Source organism: Blattabacterium cuenoti, from assembly GCF_014252435.1.
GTDB classification, from domain to species: Bacteria; Bacteroidota; Bacteroidia; order Flavobacteriales; family Blattabacteriaceae; genus Blattabacterium; species Blattabacterium cuenoti_X.
This window is the reverse complement of record NZ_CP059220.1, coordinates 155635-172603: the sequence shown is the minus strand read 5'-3', so window position 1 is coordinate 172603 and position 16969 is coordinate 155635. Positions and strand designations below refer to the sequence as shown.

At 25.2% G+C, this 16969-nt stretch carries 18 protein-coding genes; 10 read left to right on the top strand and 8 right to left on the bottom strand.

Translation table 11 applies throughout. The annotated features are described in order from the left end of the window. The first annotated feature begins 17 nt into the window (after nucleotides 1-17). Genes infC through rplT form a run of 3 tightly spaced genes read left to right on the top strand, consistent with a single transcriptional unit; the run spans nucleotide 18 to nucleotide 1088 of the window. Nucleotides 18-536 (top strand): translation initiation factor IF-3, encoded by a 519-nt coding sequence (infC, locus tag H0H35_RS00810; RefSeq protein WP_185883175.1) that lies wholly within the window; start codon nucleotides 18-20, stop codon nucleotides 534-536. Nucleotides 537-547: 11 nt separating this feature from the next. Further along, nucleotides 548-736: a 50S ribosomal protein L35 gene (gene rpmI, locus H0H35_RS00805; protein ID WP_185883066.1), complete on the top strand. Its 189-nt coding sequence runs from the start codon at nucleotides 548-550 to the stop codon at nucleotides 734-736. A gap of 4 nt (nucleotides 737-740) precedes the next feature. Further along, on the top strand, nucleotides 741-1088 hold the full coding sequence (gene rplT / locus H0H35_RS00800) for a 50S ribosomal protein L20 (RefSeq protein ID WP_185883065.1): 348 nt from the start codon (nucleotides 741-743) through the stop codon (nucleotides 1086-1088). Here the strand turns inward: rplT and def are convergent. After that, entirely contained in the window at nucleotides 1075-1611 is a 537-nt protein-coding gene (gene def, locus H0H35_RS00795) for a peptide deformylase (protein ID WP_185883064.1), read from the bottom strand. The genes rplT and def overlap by 14 nt on opposite strands. A gap of 21 nt (nucleotides 1612-1632) precedes the next feature. Then, nucleotides 1633-2064 (bottom strand): RuvX/YqgF family protein, encoded by a 432-nt coding sequence (locus H0H35_RS00790; protein ID WP_185883063.1) that lies wholly within the window; start codon nucleotides 2062-2064, stop codon nucleotides 1633-1635. 101 nt (nucleotides 2065-2165) lie between these two features. On the opposite strand from H0H35_RS00790, the gene H0H35_RS00785 reads away from it, so the two are divergent. Genes H0H35_RS00785 through H0H35_RS00770 form a run of 4 tightly spaced genes read left to right on the top strand, consistent with a single transcriptional unit; the run spans nucleotide 2166 to nucleotide 6054 of the window. Next, nucleotides 2166-2987, top strand: a complete 822-nt coding sequence (locus H0H35_RS00785; protein WP_185883174.1) for a 2,3,4,5-tetrahydropyridine-2,6-dicarboxylate N-succinyltransferase — start codon at nucleotides 2166-2168, stop codon at nucleotides 2985-2987. Nucleotides 2988-3003: 16 nt separating this feature from the next. Then, nucleotides 3004-3585, top strand: a complete 582-nt coding sequence (locus H0H35_RS00780) for an L-threonylcarbamoyladenylate synthase (RefSeq protein ID WP_185883062.1) — start codon at nucleotides 3004-3006, stop codon at nucleotides 3583-3585. Nucleotides 3586-3602: 17 nt separating this feature from the next. Next, nucleotides 3603-5045, top strand: a complete 1443-nt coding sequence (locus H0H35_RS00775) for a CCA tRNA nucleotidyltransferase (RefSeq protein WP_185883061.1) — start codon at nucleotides 3603-3605, stop codon at nucleotides 5043-5045. A gap of 1 nt (nucleotide 5046) precedes the next feature. After that, on the top strand, nucleotides 5047-6054 hold the full coding sequence (locus H0H35_RS00770; RefSeq protein ID WP_185883060.1) for a DHH family phosphoesterase: 1008 nt from the start codon (nucleotides 5047-5049) through the stop codon (nucleotides 6052-6054). On the opposite strand, the gene H0H35_RS00765 is transcribed toward H0H35_RS00770, so the two are convergent. From H0H35_RS00765 to H0H35_RS00755, 3 genes are read right to left on the bottom strand one after another with little or no spacing between them, the layout of a single operon-like run. After that, the gene (locus H0H35_RS00765; RefSeq protein ID WP_185883059.1) at nucleotides 6038-6595 is read right to left on the bottom strand and encodes a thioredoxin family protein; all 558 of its coding nucleotides are present in this window, start codon (nucleotides 6593-6595) and stop codon (nucleotides 6038-6040) included. The genes H0H35_RS00770 and H0H35_RS00765 overlap by 17 nt on opposite strands. Before the next feature lie 8 nt (nucleotides 6596-6603). Then, nucleotides 6604-7401, bottom strand: coding sequence for a zinc ribbon domain-containing protein (locus H0H35_RS00760; RefSeq protein WP_185883058.1), 798 nt, complete (start codon nucleotides 7399-7401; stop codon nucleotides 6604-6606). 20 nt (nucleotides 7402-7421) lie between these two features. Continuing rightward, nucleotides 7422-8525, bottom strand: a complete 1104-nt coding sequence (locus H0H35_RS00755; protein ID WP_185883057.1) for a Nif3-like dinuclear metal center hexameric protein — start codon at nucleotides 8523-8525, stop codon at nucleotides 7422-7424. Between the two features lie 128 nt (nucleotides 8526-8653). Between H0H35_RS00755 and lipA the strand changes: the two genes are divergently transcribed. After that, nucleotides 8654-9508 carry a lipoyl synthase gene (gene lipA, locus H0H35_RS00750; RefSeq protein WP_185883056.1) on the top strand — a complete coding sequence of 285 codons (855 nt, stop codon included), beginning with the start codon at nucleotides 8654-8656 and terminating at the stop codon, nucleotides 9506-9508. A 1-nt stretch (nucleotide 9509) separates the two neighbouring features. On the opposite strand, the gene H0H35_RS00745 is transcribed toward lipA, so the two are convergent. Then, nucleotides 9510-12110 carry a UvrD-helicase domain-containing protein gene (locus H0H35_RS00745; RefSeq protein WP_185883055.1) on the bottom strand — a complete coding sequence of 867 codons (2601 nt, stop codon included), beginning with the start codon at nucleotides 12108-12110 and terminating at the stop codon, nucleotides 9510-9512. A gap of 131 nt (nucleotides 12111-12241) precedes the next feature. On the opposite strand from H0H35_RS00745, the gene fbaA reads away from it, so the two are divergent. Beyond that, the gene (fbaA, locus tag H0H35_RS00740; protein WP_185883054.1) at nucleotides 12242-13309 is read left to right on the top strand and encodes a class II fructose-bisphosphate aldolase; all 1068 of its coding nucleotides are present in this window, start codon (nucleotides 12242-12244) and stop codon (nucleotides 13307-13309) included. 10 nt (nucleotides 13310-13319) lie between these two features. Continuing rightward, complete coding sequence (accD, locus tag H0H35_RS00735; RefSeq protein ID WP_185883053.1) at nucleotides 13320-14162, top strand: acetyl-CoA carboxylase, carboxyltransferase subunit beta; 843 nt, start codon at nucleotides 13320-13322, stop codon at nucleotides 14160-14162. A 6-nt stretch (nucleotides 14163-14168) separates the two neighbouring features. On the opposite strand, the gene guaA is transcribed toward accD, so the two are convergent. Continuing rightward, on the bottom strand, nucleotides 14169-15716 hold the full coding sequence (gene guaA, locus H0H35_RS00730) for a glutamine-hydrolyzing GMP synthase (protein ID WP_185883052.1): 1548 nt from the start codon (nucleotides 15714-15716) through the stop codon (nucleotides 14169-14171). A 12-nt stretch (nucleotides 15717-15728) separates the two neighbouring features. Beyond that, a complete protein-coding gene (gene purD / locus H0H35_RS00725) occupies nucleotides 15729-16967 on the bottom strand; it encodes a phosphoribosylamine--glycine ligase (RefSeq protein WP_185883051.1) in 1239 nt (412 codons plus the stop codon). Nucleotides 16968-16969: the final 2 nt, after the last annotated feature.

The window sequence follows — 16969 nt, the reverse complement described above, 5'->3', positions numbered from 1 at the left end:
AACGAATCCGTAGACCAATTCCAAGAAAAAAAGAAGAATATCGTATCAATAAAAAAATTGGATCTCATACCATTCGTTTAGTTGGAGATTTATCCATAAAAAATGGAATATATCCTACCCAAGAAATTATACCCATTGCAAAAGAGAGAAATTTAGATTTAGTAGAGATTAATCCTAAGCTGAATCCTCCAGTTTGTAAAATACTAGATTATAAGAAATTTTTATACGAACAAAAAAAAAGAAAAAAACAATTTAAAGCAAAACAAGTTAAAGTCAATACGAAAGAAATCCGATTTGGTCCTCAAATCGGAGATCACGATGGAAAAGTTAAAATAAAAAGTGCTGAAAAATTTTTAATGCGAGGAGACAAAGTTAAAGTATTTGTTTTCTTTAAAGGACGTTCCATTGTATATAAAGAACAGGGAAAAATGAAATTATTAAAATTTGCAGAAGAAATTGAAGAATATGGAAAAGTAGAGCAAATGCCTATCATGGAAGGAAAAAGAATGTATATGATATTGACACCTAAAAAATAATCGATAATTTTATGCCTAAATTAAAGACAAAATCAGGATCAAAAAAAAGGTTTCGAATCACATCGAATGGATATATAAAAAGAAAGCAAGCTTTTAAAAATCATCTACTGACTAAAAAATCAAAAAGGAGAAAACGCCATCTTTCTAAATATTCTATTTTGAAAAAGTCAGATATAAATAATATAAAAAAACAAATATAAATTCATGCCAAGATCTACGAATGCAGTCTCTTCTAAAAGAAGAAGAAAAAAAATATTAAAATCGGCTAAAGGCTACTTTGGATCAAGAAGTAAAGTATATACAGTAGCAAAGAATGCTGTTGAAAAATCTTTGTTATATTCTTTTTCAGGAAGAAAAAATAAAAAAAGGAAATTTCGATCTCTTTGGATTACACGTATTAATTCTGGTGTTCGTAAATATGGAAAATCATATTCGGAATTCATGAAAAAATTGGCTGAATCGAAAATAAATATTAATAGAAAGTTTTTATCCGATATTTCTATGAATAATACCGATATATTAAAACAGATTATTGATATTATATATTTTTAACAATCTTTTTTTTCAAAGAAAAAAATTTATTTCTTATTCGTTTTTTTTTTGAATCAGAAAAATAATCGATAAATAGTTTTCCTTCTATATGATCGTATTCATGTAATATAACTCTAGCACATATTCCCATAAATTTTTTTCTTTGTTTTTTCCAATTTTTGTCATAATACTCGATTAAAACATATGATTTTCTTGTTACATATTCGATAATTCCTGGTAAACTGAGACATCCTTCGTGAAATGGATATGTTTTTCCATAAATTTTTAATACTTTTGCGTTTAAAAAAACTTCTTTATAATACAGTAATTTTGTACCGGTAAAGAATGGAGTTTCAACAATAAAAAGTCGAATGCTTTTTCCAATTTGTGGAGCCGCTAATCCTATACCTTTTACTTTATGCATAGTTTCAAACATGTTTGTTATCAATTGATTTATTTTTATTTTTTCAAAATCATTCAAATTAATATCCAAACATTTTTTCCTTAAAATAGGATTTCCATAAAGTATAATTGGTAAGATCATAAAATATAATGATGATATAAATTAATTTTTTTTACATTTTTCTTGTTGAGAAAGATAAGATTGTAGGATAAGAATCGCGCTAATTTGATTTAATATGGTTTTTTTTCTTCTTACTTTTTTCTTTAATCCTAATTCTATCATGGAATGAAAAGCTATTTTCGATGTATAACGTTCATCTAATCTTTCTATAAGAACTTTAGGATATTGTATACGAAATTTATAGATAAATTTCTGAATATATTTTTCTATTAAAATTTCTGGTTGGTTATTCCATTTTTTTGGTAATCCAATAATTACTTTTTCTATTGTTTCAGAAGAAAAAAACAAACTAAAAAATTTCATTAAATTTTTAGTAGGAATAGCTTCTAATCCAAATGCAAATATTTTTTTTTCGTCCGAAATAGATAATCCAGTAATTACTTTTCCGTAGTCTATACCCAATATTTTTGCCATATTTGTAACAAATATAAAATATATTTCATTTCTTTATTTTTTTATCTCATTTTTTTTTATTTTTGTTATTGATAAATTTTTTGAAAGTGAATCATAACAATATTAAACAATTACAATTAGAAGTAGAAAATTCTTGGAAAAGAAAAAATACATGGTCAACGGATAAAAACATCAAACATTTAATAACTAATGTTATTAATATGATAGAATCCGGTAAAATTAGAGTATGTAGTTTTTTGAAAAACAGGTGGATAATTAATGAATGGGTAAAGCAAGCGATTATCATGTTTTTTTCTGTTCAAAAAATGAATAAAATGGAAATAGGACCATTAGAATTTTACGATAAAATTCCCGTAAAAAATAAATTCGAAGAAAAAGGAATACGTGTAGTACCTCATGCAGTTGCTCGTTATGGATCATACATATCACCCGGAGTTATACTCATGCCTTCTTATGTAAATATAGGTGCTTATATAGGAAAAGAATCGATGGTAGACACGTGGGCTACTGTAGGAAGTTGTGCACAAATTGGAGAAAGAGTTCATATAAGTGGTGGAGTTGGAATTGGAGGTGTATTGGAACCATTACAATCTTATCCCGTTATTATTGAGGACGATGTTTTTATTGGATCTAGATGCATTTTAGTTGAAGGTGTGATTATCAAAAAAGGTTCCGTATTAGGAGCAAATGTCGTATTAACATCTTCTACAAAGATTTTTGATGTGACTCAAGATGATCATCCAATTGAAATAAAAGGATTTATACCAGAACATTCTGTAGTCATTCCCGGTTCTTATCCAAAAAAATTTCCTGCAGGAACTTATTATGCTCCATGCGCTATGATCATAGGAAAAAGAAAAGAAAGTACAAATAAAAAAACGTCTTTAAATGATGCTTTAAGAACTCATAATATTGTGATTTAAATTGAATAGTTTTTTTATGTGTTTTCAAGATGAAGTAGATCAAAGTGTGAAATTCTTAAAAAATGGAAAAAATATATTATATCCTACGGATACAGTTTGGGGTATAGGATGTGACGCATTTGATATAAATGCGGTAAAAAAAATATATAGAATCAAAAATAGAAGTTTTTCAAAACCTATGATTATTTTAGTGGATAAAATAGATCGTTTGTATGAATTATTGGGAAAAAAAATATCCATATTTACTCAACAATTAATTTTATATAATGATCAAATAAATCAAAAACCTATTACGATAATATATCAAGTAAAAAAAAGAATATTCGACAAATTTTTTTATAAAGGAAATACGTTAGCTATTCGATTAACACACGATCCATTTTGTAAATGTTTAATACAAAAATTAAATAGACCAATTATTTCGACTTCTGCTAATATATCAGGATTTAATACTCCTAAATCTTTTTCCGAAATTGCACCTTATATTTTATCTAACATAGATTATGCTGTAAAATTAAAAAGAAAAGAAAAAGCGCATCATAAAAATTCTCAAATTATACAGATTCTATCAAATAGAATTAAAATATTTCGTACATAATTTATGTAAATAATTGCATGAATTTAGCTTATTATCTTCATCAAGAAGAAATTTTTCGAATTATAAGAGATTGTTCCAAACAAATCAAACAAGATAGTTATATAGTAGGAGGCTATGTTCGAGATTTGTTATTAGGAAAAATTAAATCGGAAGATTTTGATATTTTAACCATAGGAGAATCTATTCGTTTAGTAGAAACAATATCTGAGGAAATATTCCATTTCAGAAAATGTTATCCGAAAGTCAAAATATTTAAACGATATGGAACAGCTATGATAGAATATCATAATAAAAGGATAGAAATTGTGAATTCTCGAAAAGAATCTTATCATTATTCAAGTAGAAATCCAATGATCCATTCAGGATCATTACAAGATGATCAAAATAGAAGAGATTTCACAATTAATGCTTTAGCAATTAGTCTCAATTATAAAAATTATGGTGATCTTATAGATCCATTTAATGGATTATTAGATATAAAAAAAAAAATATTAAAAACTCCTCTAAATTCAGATATTACATTTTCAGATGATCCATTACGAATGATTCGTGCTATTCGATTTTCCACTCAACTTCGATTTAGTATTGAAAAAAATTCTTTTAAGTCTATTCGAAAGAATAGACATAGAATACATATCCTTTCTCAAGAAAGAATAACAGAAGAGATCAATAAGATTTTATTAACTAATCAGCCTTCTATTGGATTATATCTTCTATATCAAACCGGATTATTATCATTGATATTGCCAGAATTAATTTCATTAAAAGGAGTAGAAGAAAGAAACGGATTTATACATAAAGACAACTTTGATCACACACTACAAGTAGTGGATAATATTAGTATGGATAAAAATAATTCTTTGTGGTTGAGATGGTCTGCTTTACTTCATGACATAGGAAAAACTTATACTAAAAAATTTTCATCTAAAATAGGATGGTCATTTCATTCTCACGAGCTTGTAGGTAGTCAAATGATTTCGAATATATTCGAACGTTTAAAATTACCAAAAGGACGTTCTATGAATTATGTCATAAAAATAGTAAAAAATAGTTTCAGGCCAATGACATTAGTACAAGAAAATATTAGTGATTCAGCTATACGTAGATTATTATTTGATGTGGGAGATGATATAGATGATTTAATCAAATTATGTATAGCAGATATTACTACTCATAATTTGGAAAAAAAAATAAAATATAAAAAAAATTTTTTATTTCTTATGAAAAAAATTAAAAAAATAGAGAAAAAAGATCGAATGATAAATTGGAAATCACCTATAACAGGGAATGATATTATGAAAGTTTTCGATGTTAATCCGAGTCAAATAATAGGAATAATCAAAGATTATATTAAAGATTCTATATTAGAAGGAAAAATTCCTAATGAATATCATTCTGCTTATTTACTCATGTTAAAAAAAGGAAAAGAATTAGGATTAACTAGAAACAAAAAATTTTGATATGATATATTTTCATATTAGTGGGATAAAAAAAAAAAAAATAGTATTACTAACACATAATAATCCAGATGGAGATGCCTTAGGATCTTCTTTGGCTTTGTTCCTATATTTAAAAACATTAAATCATGATGTTGATTTGATATCCCCTACAGAATTTTCTCATGATTTTGATTGGTTACCTGAGATTACAGAAATTATTGTTTTTTCTGATACAAAAAAATATCTTATAGAAAAAAAAATAATGAATTCTGATTATATTTTTTTTGTAGATTTTAACAATTTATCGAGAATAAAACACTTAGAAAAAATCTGTTTATCTTCAAAGGCAAAAAAAATATTGATAGATCATCATCCTCTTCCATTGTCTTTTGATTTTATGTTGAATGACTCCAATGCTTCGTCTACAAGCATACTTGTATTTCGATTGATATCAAATATGAATAATTTAGATAAAATAGATGCAAAAATTGCAACATGTTTATACGTTGGATTAATAACGGATACTGGTTACTTTCGATACCCTTCTGTAAATGCAGAAGCACATTTTATTGCAGGAAAATTAATGGAAAAAGGAATTGATATCGGTTTTATTCATGAACATTTACAAGAAAAATATCATGAGAATCGATTAAAATTGTTATCTATCGCTTTAGAAAAATTAAAAATCATGAAAAAATATCGAACTGTTTATACAAATATAGAGGAGTCAGATATTCGATTATGTTCTTATAAAAAAGGATATGTTGAAAATATAGTGAACTATGGATTAGGAATTGAAAATATGGTTTTATCCGTTTTCTTTTTCGAAGAAAAAAGACAATATCCAATTAGAATATCTTTACGTTCAAAAGGTGATTTTGATGTCAATTTATTTTCTAGAAAATATTTTAATGGAGGTGGGCACAAAAATGCAGCAGGAGGTTTATTAAAAAAAAATATGAGTGAATCCATTCAATATTTTGTAAATATCATTAGGAAACATCATAAGGATATTATTGTTTCCATTTAATATTACATCCACTACTTGGTTTGATTATGATTTCATTTATATTTTCTCTTGTTAAAATCTTATTTAAGATATGTTTTACATCATGTCCTGTAGTTGGAATTTGATTTCCTGGTCTAGAATTATCTAATTGTCCATGATAACATAGTTTTCCATTTCCTAAAAAAACAAAAAATTCAGGAGTACATTTTGCTCCAAAATATTTTGCTGCTTCTTGTTTTTCATCAAAAAAATATGGAAAAGGATATTCTAATTTTATAGATGTTTTTTTCATATTTTCAGGTGAGTCTTCTGGATATTGTTTTATGTCATTAGAATTAATTGCTATAAAAGAAATGCCTTTCGGAATAAAAAAATTGGATAAATTGACTAATTCTTTGTTAATATGTTTTACGTATGGACAATGATTACAAATAAACATGATGACATTTGCTATTTTGGAAAAAAATTCATTCAAATTTTTGATCATACCTGAATTAACTTCTAGTAATTCAAAATTTTTCATTTGGACTATGATATTTGTTGAAGAATAGATTTTTACCATATACAAAATTATTTGATATTTTTGTTATGACCTGATACATCAAATTTTTTCCTTTCTTCTTCAGCTATTTTTTCATCTATTAATATTCTTCCACTATGTTCATCTATCAATAGTTTTTTGCATTGTATTAATTCAGAATATTTTTGAGGGGTAATAGCCAAATAAGATCCTAATGGAGCTCCTCTTTGTACAGGTGAAATAGCTATTCCATTTTTTACTCTACTTCTTATTTTTTGATATATTTTTAACAAATTATTATCTAATTTTTTGCATGAAAAAAAATATTTATCTAAAAGAATTTTATGTTCTTTTTCATTTTCTAATAAAGTTTTTTCTAATTCTTTTTTTTTATGCAAAAAATATTTTTTTTGATCTTTTAATATTTTATTTTTTTTTTCTAGAATATTTTTTTTATTTTGAATTTTTTTGTTACAAATTGTGATTTTTTTGTTTGATAATTGAATTTCCAATTTTTGATAATCGATTTCTTTTTCGATAGAAAATAATTCTTTATTGTTTTTGATTTTGTTTATTTGTTTTTCATATTTTTTAATCAATGTTTTGGATACTTTGATTTTTTTATTTTGTTTATTGATTTCTTCCTTGATAAGATCAATTTCTCCAAATATTTTTTTGATGATATGTTTTAATTTGTCTAATTCTTTTTTCAAATATTCTAATTCTATAGGAATATTCATACGAAATTCTTTGATTTCATCCATCTTAGAATCTAATAATTGAATCTGATATAACATTCTCAATTTATCCGATATAGATTCTTCCGTATTTTCTTTGTTATCGAACATAAATTTTGTATAATTTTTATTTAAAAAAAATATTTAACTGGATTTGTGTTAATTTTTGATTCGTGAATAAGAATGGAATCAAAATGTTTTTTCAAAAACATTTTGATTAACTTTTTGTTAAATTTTTCAGACTCGTAATGTCCTATATCTAGGATCAAAATTTTGTTTTCAGATCGAAAAAAATCATGATATTTTAAATCAGAAGAAATAAAGGAATGTGTATTTTCTTTTATAGCATGATCAATACCAAAACGACCGGATCCAGTTATTATAGAAATTCTATTTATTTTCTTTTTTAAGAATGGAGAATGTCGAATAAAAGGTAAATCCATTTTTTCTTTTATAAACAAAAGAAAATCATTTTCATTCATTTCTTTATCAAGAGTTCCAATCAATCCTAATCCTAAATAAGGATGAATATTTTCTATATTGTATATTTCATAAGCAATTTCTTCATAAGGATGACTTTGAAAAAGAGCTTGTTTGATCATGTTTAATTTGTGAGATGGAAAAATAACCCCAATACAAGTTTCTTTTTCCATATGAAATACTTTTTTATATCCAAAAGAAGGATTCGATACGGCATTTCCCATGTAGCTTCCAATTCCATCAAAATTAAAACTGCAATGACTATAATTCGATATATTTCCAGCTCCTGCTTTAAATAAAGCTTTTCTTACTTTTTCTGCGTATTTCATCGGTACATAAGTATTCAACTTTTGAATATATCCTTTTTTTGGAATCAGTACTTTTTCCTTTTTAATACCTAATAATTGAAATATATGTGAAACCGATCCATTCCATATGGAATCTAAATTAGTGTGAATTACATAAATGGATATATCATTTTTTATGGCATATATTAAAATCTTTTCGTATAAAGTTTTTCCTGTTATGTTTTTAATCGGTTTAAAAATAACAGGGTGAAAAGATATAATCAGATTACATCGTTTATTTATCGATTCTATCAATACTTCTTCTGTTAGGTCTAAAGTAATTAATATGTTTGTAACCGTATGATATAACGAACCAGTCATGAGACCTACATTATCGTATAATTCTGCATATTCTACGGGCGCAAAACTTTCTAAGTTAGAAACTATGTCTTTTACTGTGATTTTCATTTTTTATGAAAATAAAATAGAGTAAAATGTAAAAAAATTATTATTAATTTAAGGAATAAATTGTTTTTAGACTAATTATTATATCATCGAAATATAAGAAAAAATAAGAAATATTAATAAAAATCATTATGAATATCATTAAAAAAAAACCAATATGGATCAAAGTAAAATTTCCATCAGGAAAAAAATATAATGAATTACATCAATTAGTCAATGATTACAAAATACATACAATTTGTCAAAGTGCAAGTTGTCCTAATTTAGGAGAATGTTGGGGAAAAGGTGTTGCTACATTTATGATATTAGGCGATGTTTGTACAAGATCTTGTAGATTTTGTGGTGTTAAAACAGGAAAGCCTGAAAAACTAGATCGGAAAGAACCTGGTAAAATTGCAAAATCAATCAAATTACTGAACATTAAACACGCCGTATTAACATCTGTCAATCGAGATGATTTACAAGATATGGGAGTTTCTATATGGATAGAAACGATCCAACAAATACGAAAATTGAATTCGTCCATAACAATAGAAACTTTAATTCCTGATTTTAAAGGTGAAGAAAAAATAATAGATCAAATTATCAATATGAAACCGGAAGTGATTTCACATAATATAGAAACGGTCCTTCGATTAACAAAAAAAATTAGAGTTCAAGCTAAATATGATCGAAGCCTTCAAGTACTTTACTATATTAAAAAAACAAATCAACACATTCGTACAAAAACTGGCATCATGTTAGGATTAGGAGAAAAAAATGATGAAATAATAGAAACAATGGAAGACATTAAAAAATCTAGAGTAGATATATTAACAATTGGGCAATATTTACAGCCTTCTTTAAATCATTATCCAGTTCATTCTTTTATTGTTCCAGAACGATTTAATGAATTGAAGAAAATTGGAATAAAAATGGGTTTTTTATACGTAGAAAGTGGTCCATTAGTTAGATCTTCTTATCATGCAGAAAAACATGTCAAGTAAATTAATCATTTTTGATGGTTTTTTTTCCAAAAAAGTAACAAAATTGTTGATCATTCCAAATTTTTTTTTCATGTAGAAAATCTTTGATATAATATGATATATATTTCTCATTTGCTATTTTTGAAAATAAAATAAGTTGTTCAATCGGTCTAGTAGTTGCTACATATAACAAATTGATATTATCAAATAACATTTTTGATAGGTGATTTTTATATAAATTACGTATTTTTTGATTATTTATTTTCATAAAAAATGGTTCTAATTCTATATATATAGAATTTATTCCATGATAAAAAAAAGGATTTATATTAATCCACTCTCCTTCCTTTTTTCTTGAAGGTATAATTTTCCAACTTGCGAATGGAATCATGACTATAGGATATTGTAGTCCTTTCGATTTATGAATGGTCATGACGTGAATCAAATTATTTGTATTTCCAGAAATAAAAATACTTTCTTGATTTTTTCTTAACTCCCAATTTTCTAAAAAATCTAGGATGGAATTTCCTGTTTTTTTTGTACTTCTATATATAAAATCTAAATAAGCATAAATAATGGCATAATTTTTTTTATTTAATAAATGAAAAGATTCTATGATGATTTTCGAAATTTGATATATAGATTTATTATATATTTTTTTTTTGTTTAAATATTTTTTTAATATAATTTTTTCTAAAAACGAATCTAATGGTAGATGAATAATTTTAACAATAAAATCATGTATGTTTTTTTGATTTTGAAAAAAATGATTTTCTAATAATAATAAAATGAGTACAAATCTTTTATCATAAGAAAAAGGATGAGATATAATATCCAAAACATTTGTGATAATTTTTATTTCTACATAATTTTTGATTAAAAGAGATCCATAAGTATTGACTCTAACCCCATCTTTGATTAAATGTTCCGATAAAAAATGGCACTCTTCATTAGTTCTAACCAATATAGAAATATCTGATAGTGAATATTTTTGTTGTAAACATTTATTAATTTTTTTTTTAATATTATTATAAATATATTCTTTATAATTTCTATATTTATTTGATAAAACATGATCATTATAAAAATTTAGTTCAACATATCCTTTTTTGTTTTTAAACGTTTTTTGCGTAGAATTTTGGTATATATTTTGATAAATTGTATGACGAAAAAATTTAGATATGTATGTATAAAATGAATTATTAAAATTCACAATTTCCTGAAAACTTCTAAAATTTGTATTTATCGTTTTTATTTTTTTTTTATAAGTAGTTTTTTTGGAATTTATTATATCAATCATTTGTTGAGAATCTCCTCCTCTCCATCGATATATCGATTGTTTTGGGTCCCCTACTATTATAGCTGTTCCGTTTTCTGATAAAGCATTTTCTACAAGAATTTTAATGTTTTTCCATTGTAAATAGGATATATCTTGGAATTCATCTATCAAATAGTGTTGATATTTTGTTCCAATCGTCTCATAAATTTTTGGTAATGATTTTATTAATTTATCATGAAGTATTTTATTTAGATCCGCATTAAGAATAATCCTTTTTTTTTCTTTCAACGAAGAAAATTCTTGGTTCATTTCATGAAAAATTAATAAAAAATTGATATTATTTAATAATATCTTATCCAAAAGATAAAAAGATATTTTTTTGTTATACAAATTTTTTGTTTTATTATACAAATAAAATATTTTTTTACATTTTTGATCTAATGAATTTATTGTATTTTTTTTCAATATTTTCAAAGAAAAAATCTTTCCTTTTTGAATATTGTTACATAAACGTTTTGTAAATGGATTTAATATAATACGTCCCATTCGAAGTTTTTGAAAAAAATTATAAAAATATAAACATGTAAATGAACTTTTTTGAATGCAATTTTTTTCCAAAAAATGGAAAAATTTTTCACCTTGCATTTTACATATTTTTTCAAAATATGTTGTTCTTATTTTCAATGTATTTTTTAATTTTAAAAAATTTTTAACAGAATAGTTTTCCATTTTTTTGATAGAAAAAAAATGATTTTCATTGATCATTAAAAATGCTATTTTTTCTAATTCTTTTTCTATATTCCAACTTTTTCCAGATTGGAATCTATCTAAAGAATACTGTATTAAAAACTTGGTCCATTTTTTTGAATTCATTAAACTATACGTGATATTTTTGACTACTTCTGATACAAATTGATTGGTATTCATTTCTAATGATAATTCTTTTTTATAAAGAAAAGATCGAACAATGCGATAAGTAAATTTATCAATAGTACTCACATTTTGCGAAAAAGAAGAAAAATCATTTAAAATTGCACATAATATATTTTTGGATCGATTGTAACAATCTTTCTTTGTCAAATGACTATCTTGGATAAGATTGTCCAATAAAATATGAAATTCTTTATCAATTTTTTTTTGATTTGATAAATTTTCTATACATTTAAGAATCCGTTTTTTTATTTCTTCAGAAGATTTTTTTGTAAAAGTAAGAACTAAAATTTTTTTAAATTCATCTGGATTTCTACTTTTTAATAAAATATAAAGATATTTACTTATTAAAACCGATGTTTTTCCAGTTCCAGCTGAAGCATTATATAGGTTAAAAGTTCCTAATTCTAACATAGAATTGATCGTTTTATTTGAATAGAAAAGCAATAGTATGTTTTCATTGAAAAATCATCAATTTACATTCATATTGTTTGTACACAAAGAATTTTTTTACATTTGTTCATTCTTTAAAAAATTATAAACACATGTCTAGAAAATTTCCTTTTGGAGTTGCTACTGGTAATCTTGTAAAAGAAATATTGGATTATGCTAAAGAAAATATTTTTTCCATTCCAGCAATCAACGTTGTTGGATCCAATACAATCAATTCGGTAATGGAGACCGCTGCAGAAATTAATTCTCCTGTAATTATTCAGTTATCTAATGGAGGTGCCATTTTTAATGCTGGAAAAGGAATAAATAATGATAATCAAAAAGCGGCAATAAAAGGATCAATAGCATGTGCAATGCATATTCATGAATTAGCATCTATATATAAATCGACGGTTCTGATCCATACAGATCATTGTCCTAAATCTTTTTTACCATGGATAGATGGATTAATGGAAGCAAATGAAATATATTATAAACGTTTTGGCAAAACTCTATTTAGTTCACATATGCTGGATTTATCCCAAGAACCTTTAGAGGAAAATGTCAAAATATGTGAAAAATATTTTGATCGTATGAAAAAAATACAAATGACTATGGAAATAGAACTTGGAGTAACAGGAGGAGAAGAAGATGGAATAGATCATTCAAATGTAGAAAATAATAAACTTTATACTCAACCTGAAGAAGTTTGTTATGCTTATGAAAAGTTAAGAAATATTGCCCCAAATTTTTTAATAGCTGCTTCATTTGGAAACGTACATGGAGTATATAAACCAGGAAATGTCATGCTTCGTCCTGAAATACTAAAAAAATCACAAGAATACATACAAAATCAATTTTGTACTAAAAAAAATCCAGTATCTTTTGTTTTTCATGGAGGATCAGGTTCTTCTAACCAAGAAATTCAAGATTCCATTCATTATGGAGTTGTGAAAATGAACATTGATACCGATTTACAATATGCTTTTACTTGTGGTGTACGAGATTATATGATCAAGAATAAGGAATATATTAAACGACAAATCGGAAATCCAAAAGGAAAATATCAACCAAATAAAAAATATTATGATCCAAGAATTTGGCTGAGAGAAGGAGAAATATATTTTAAAAAACTTTTAAAAAAATATTTCATATGTATGAATAACGTTAATACTTTATAAAAATAAATACATGTCTTGGTTTTTAAAAAGAAAAAAAAAAAATATATCAACATCTGTAAACGAAAGGAAAGATTTTCCAAAAGGAATATGGTATCGAACTCCTAGTGGAAACATTATTGAAACGGATAAATTAAAAAAAAATTCATATGTTAGTCCAGAAGATGGATATCACGTTCGAATTCATAGTCAAGAATATTTTGAAATTCTTTTCGATAATTCTAAATTTTTAGAAATAGATGTTCGAATGGTTAGTAAAGATCCTATAAAATGGATTGACTATAAAAAATATACAGATCGAATTAAAGAATCCAGAAAAAAAACTCATTTATATGATGCAATTCGAACAGGTATCGGACAAATAAATGGAATAGATGTGGTGATATCATGCATGGATTTTTCTTTCATAGGAGGATCCATGGGGTCTGTAGTAGGAGAAAAAATTTCTAGATCTATCAAATATTGCATTGAGAAAAAAAATCCATATATCCTTATATCAAAATCTGGAGGAGCAAGAATAATGGAGTCTACATTTTCTTTAATGCAAATGGCTAAAACAGTAGCAAGATTAACTCAATTGAGAGAAACAAAAATACCTTATATTTCTGTCATTACTGATCCAACAATGGGAGGAGTTACAGCTTCTTATGCTTTGCTTGGCGATGTAAATATTGCAGAACCAGGAGCTCTTATTGGTTTTGCTGGACCTAGGGTTATTCGAGAAACTATAGGAAAAGATTTACCAAAAGAATTTCAAACTTCTGAATTTCTTATGGAACATGGATTTATAGATTTAATATCTCCAAGAACTGAATTAAAAGAAAATATATGTCAATTAATTTCTATGATGATGTAAATCATGTTATTCCCATTCAATAGTTGATGGAGGCTTAGAGGTAATGTCAAATAATACTCTATTAATTCCTGAAACTTCATTAACAATTCTATTCGAAATAGTTTCTAAAAATTCATAAGATAATTTAGAAAAAGTAGCCGTCATAAAATCCTCTGTATTAACAGCACGAAGTACAGCTGTATATTCATACGTCCTTTTATCTCCCATTACTCCTACAGATTTAATGGGTAATAGGATAATAAAAGCCTGACTTACATTTTCTTTAAAACCAAAATTTGTTAATTCTTGATCCAAGATATGTTCCGATTTTTTTAAAATTGCTATTTTTTTTTTATTTATTTTTCCAATAATACGAATACTTAATCCAGGTCCAGGAAAAGGATAACGATATAAAATTTTTTTAGGAATTCCTAACTCTTGTCCTATAGATCGAACTTCATCTTTAAACAATTTTTTTAGTGGCTCCATGAGTTTTAACTTCATCGAAGTTGGTAACCCACCTACGTTATGATGAGATTTGATAGAATGACTGAAAATATTTTGATGATTATCAGAAATAGAAGATTCTATGACATCTGAATAAATGGTTCCCTGTGCTAAAAATTTAGCATTTTTAATTTTTTCAGATTCTTTTTGAAATAAATAAACAAACTCTCTCCCTACAATTTTTCTTTTCATTTCAGGATTTGAAATTCCAGATAATTTAGATAAAAAATGATGTTGTGCATTAATGATTTTAATAGAAAAATTCATTTTTTTACATAAATTATATATGATTTTTTTCTCTCCATTTAATAATAATCCGGTATCGACAAAAATACATTTTAGAGAATTTCCAATTGCTTTGTAAATTATATAAGCTGTAACAAAAGAATCCAATCCACCAGATATACCTAATATTACTTTTTTATTAGAAACATATTTTTTTATATCATATATAGATTTTTTAATAAAATTATTTAATCTCCAATTAGCATGGCATTTACAAATATTCATAGAAAAATTTTTCAACATATGTATTCCAAATTCTGTATTTTTGACTTCTGGGTGAAATTGGACTGCGTAAATATTTTTGTTTACATGTTTAAATGCGGCTATAGAACAAGAAGAAGTATGTCCCATAATTTGAAATTGTTTCGGTAAATGGGTTACTTCATCAAAATGACTCATCCAAACAACAGACTTTTTAGGTATTTGATAAAACAACGAATTTTCTTTATCTATAATAAAATCAGATTTTCCATATTCTTTATTCTTCGATTTGTTAATTTGACCTCCAAAAATAAAAGAAATCACTTGCATTCCATAACAAATTCCAAGAATTGGAATATCTAATTGAAAAATATTATCAGATATTAATAGTGAATCGTTTCTATAAACTGAAGATGGACCACCTGATAAAATAATTCCTTTAGGTTTATTATATAATATTCTATTTATAGAAATATGATAAGGATATAATAAAGAATAGATTCCTATATCTCGAATTCTTCTTGCTATCATATGACTATATTGAGAACCAAAATCTAATATAATAATTATATCTTTTTTCATTTTTTATACTTACTATAAACCAATATCTTTTCTAAAGTAATAATTTTCAAATTGAATTTGTTTTATTTTTTGATAAGCTAGATATCTAGCTTCCTGTATAGAATTTCCTATTCCTAGAATATTTAATACTCGTCCACTTGTCGTATACCATGTATTTTTTTCTCTTCTAGCACCAGAAATAAAAAATGGTTCTTTTAATTTTTCTATTCCCATAATTTTTTTTCCAATATCATATTTTTCCGGATATCCTTTGGAAGATATAACTATACAACATGAACAATAATTTTTCCAATGAAGATGGACTGTTTTTCCTTGAAAAGGAGATTTAATCATATGTAAAAAATTATTTTTCATTAATAATGGTAATAGAGTTTGTGCTTCAGGATCTCCAAAACGAGTGTTATATTCTAACAAGTAAATTTTATTAGAAGTGATCATTAATCCAAAGTATAAAAAACCAAAAAAATTTAATTTTTCTAAGATTAATCCTTCTAAAGTAGGGATTAATATATTTTTTTTAAAATCCATCCATATAGAATGATTCATATGTGGATTAGGTGCTATACAACCCATTCCTCCTGTATTCAATCCAATATCATTATCCCCTATTTTTTTATAATCTTTTGAAGATAGAAACGGAATAATATTTTTTCCATCAAAAAATGATATAATAGATACTTCTTTTCCATTTAAAAATTCTTCTATAATAACTTTATCACCTGATTTTCCAAATTTTTTCTTTACCATAATCATTTTTAATGCTTCTTTGGTTTCCTTTTTATTATGAGTTAATATAACTCCTTTTCCATAAGCAATTCCATTTGTTTTGATGGCGAATGAATCATTATTATCTTCTAAGAATTTTACCGCTTCATGATAATTATGGAATATTTGATGTTTTGGCGTTCGTATTCCATATTTATTCATAAAAGATTTTGAAAAAATTCGATCTCCTTCTAGTTTAGCTGCTAAATAATGTGGTCCAATTATTTTTAATTTATAATGATGAAATATATCTACTATTTTCTGCATAAGAAAAATTTCCGATCCTACAATCGTGATATCTATTTTATTTTTTTTTACAAAAACAACTAATTCTAAAATAGAAGAATATTTTTTGACATTATTTCCTATTAAATCTGTTCCGCCATTTCCAGGATAAAAATAAATTTTTACAAATGGATCATCTTCTAATAATTTTTTTCCAATAGCGTGTTCACGTCCACCATTGCCAATAATTAAAAATTTCATAT

Coding starts and splice junctions, on each gene's coding strand:
- rpmI (WP_185883066.1), top strand. CDS start 548: ATGCCTAAATTAAAGACAAAATCAGGATCAAAAAAAAGGTTTCGAATC.
- rplT (WP_185883065.1), top strand. CDS start 741: ATGCCAAGATCTACGAATGCAGTCTCTTCTAAAAGAAGAAGAAAAAAA.
- def (WP_185883064.1), bottom strand. CDS start 1,611: ATGATCTTACCAATTATACTTTATGGAAATCCTATTTTAAGGAAAAAA.
- H0H35_RS00790 (WP_185883063.1), bottom strand. CDS start 2,064: ATGGCAAAAATATTGGGTATAGACTACGGAAAAGTAATTACTGGATTA.
- H0H35_RS00780 (WP_185883062.1), top strand. CDS start 3,004: ATGTGTTTTCAAGATGAAGTAGATCAAAGTGTGAAATTCTTAAAAAAT.
- H0H35_RS00775 (WP_185883061.1), top strand. CDS start 3,603: ATGAATTTAGCTTATTATCTTCATCAAGAAGAAATTTTTCGAATTATA.
- H0H35_RS00770 (WP_185883060.1), top strand. CDS start 5,047: ATGATATATTTTCATATTAGTGGGATAAAAAAAAAAAAAATAGTATTA.
- H0H35_RS00765 (WP_185883059.1), bottom strand. CDS start 6,595: ATGGTAAAAATCTATTCTTCAACAAATATCATAGTCCAAATGAAAAAT.
- H0H35_RS00760 (WP_185883058.1), bottom strand. CDS start 7,401: ATGTTCGATAACAAAGAAAATACGGAAGAATCTATATCGGATAAATTG.
- H0H35_RS00755 (WP_185883057.1), bottom strand. CDS start 8,525: ATGAAAATCACAGTAAAAGACATAGTTTCTAACTTAGAAAGTTTTGCG.
- lipA (WP_185883056.1), top strand. CDS start 8,654: ATGAATATCATTAAAAAAAAACCAATATGGATCAAAGTAAAATTTCCA.
- H0H35_RS00745 (WP_185883055.1), bottom strand. CDS start 12,110: ATGTTAGAATTAGGAACTTTTAACCTATATAATGCTTCAGCTGGAACT.
- fbaA (WP_185883054.1), top strand. CDS start 12,242: ATGTCTAGAAAATTTCCTTTTGGAGTTGCTACTGGTAATCTTGTAAAA.
- accD (WP_185883053.1), top strand. CDS start 13,320: ATGTCTTGGTTTTTAAAAAGAAAAAAAAAAAATATATCAACATCTGTA.
- guaA (WP_185883052.1), bottom strand. CDS start 15,716: ATGAAAAAAGATATAATTATTATATTAGATTTTGGTTCTCAATATAGT.
- purD (WP_185883051.1), bottom strand. CDS start 16,967: ATGAAATTTTTAATTATTGGCAATGGTGGACGTGAACACGCTATTGGA.